Annotated in this window: 1 protein-coding gene; it reads right to left on the bottom strand. The window is 65.8% G+C overall.

Going from position 1 to position 561, the window contains the following annotated elements:
- A partial coding sequence (locus I7822_RS30875) for an extracellular solute-binding protein (protein ID WP_207982564.1) occupies positions 1-561 on the bottom strand: 561 nt, incomplete at both ends.

The following is a 561-nucleotide window of genomic DNA, read 5'->3' as shown; positions in this document are numbered from 1 at the left end:
GCTGTTCTGGTACAGGCGGAAGTTCGGCATGAAGCCGGCGCGCGTGATCGAGCCGTCCTTGCCGTGCTTCGTCAGCTTGACCGCGTCGGCCTGGAACTCGGACATCGTCCTCGGCGGCGAGGCGATCCCGGCGGCCTTGAAGTCGTCCTTGTTGTAGTAGAGCCCGTACGCGTCGGCGAGCAGCGGCAGCGCGCACTGGTCGCCCTTGTACTGCGTGTAGTCGAGCAGCGTCTTCGGGAAGACGGCGTGCTTGTCGATCCCGTCCTTCTTCATGAAGGTGTCCAGGTCCACCCACATGCCGGACGAGCAGTACTGGCCGACGTTGTTCGTCGTGAACGACGTCACCACGTCGGGGGTGTCGCCGCCGCCCGCGCGCAGCGCCTGGTTGATGGTCGCGTCCGAGACGTTGCCGGTGGAGCGCACCTTGATGTTCGGGTGCAGCTTCTCGAAGCGCGAGATGCCGGCGTCGATCGCCTTGACCTCGTTGGGATCCGACCAGCCGTGCCAGAACTTCAGCGTGACCGGCTTCGTCGGGTCGTCGTTGGGGCTGCCGGTGCTCGG

The organism is Metabacillus bambusae (assembly GCF_017497975.1).
In the GTDB taxonomy this organism is placed as follows: domain Bacteria; phylum Bacillota; class Bacilli; order Bacillales; family Bacillaceae; genus Metabacillus; species Metabacillus bambusae.
This window is presented reverse-complemented; position numbering and strand designations above follow the sequence as displayed.